Source organism: Arthrobacter sp. Y3223164 (assembly GCF_059091005.1).
The window spans coordinates 1-577 of sequence record NZ_JBNHGF010000788.1 but is presented as its reverse complement, the minus strand read 5'-3'; the positions used below and the strand labels follow the sequence as shown (position 1 = coordinate 577).

At 70.5% G+C, this 577-nt stretch carries 1 protein-coding gene; it reads right to left on the bottom strand.

All coding sequences use genetic code 11. The annotated features are described in order from the left end of the window. Positions 1 to 24: 24 nt before the first annotated feature. Positions 25 to 577 (bottom strand): M16 family metallopeptidase (locus AC5RUJ_RS18020; protein ID WP_494156488.1); only part of this gene is annotated, 553 nt, incomplete at its 5' end.

The following is a 577-nucleotide window of genomic DNA, read 5'->3' as shown; positions in this document are numbered from 1 at the left end:
GGGCAAGCAGGACCCGGACTTCCGCTACGCAAACCTGGCGGTACGCAGCAAGCGGCTCCACCAGGCCTCGATCCGGGCAAGCGACTCGTCGATGTCCAAGAACTCCCCCGACACCAGCTCGGCCCGGCCCAGCCGCGACATCCGGGAGCCGCTGTCTTCCAGGGCCATCACGATGCCGCCGGAAAGCTGGCCGACGGCGCGGCGCAGCTCGTCGGCGGAGATGCCGTCGGCCGCCAGCCGGTCGAGTTCGGCCCCGAGCAGGTCGATGACCTGGCCGGTCTTGGCCGGCGAACAACCGGCATACATGCCGAAGTAGCCCGCATCGGCGTAGGCGCCGGAGAACGAATAGGTGGCGTAGGCCAGGCCCCGTTTCTCCCGGATCTCCTGGAAGAGCCGGGAGGACATGCCGCCGCCCAGCACGGCATTGAGCACGCTCATGACGAAGCGGCGCTCGTCGGTGGCGTTGATGGACGGGCAGCCCATGACGATGTTGGCCTGCTCGACCGGGCGGCGGTGCACGTAGGTGCCGGCGACCGGGGCGATGGCCGCGGCCGCGGTCTCCCGCCTCGGCACCGGG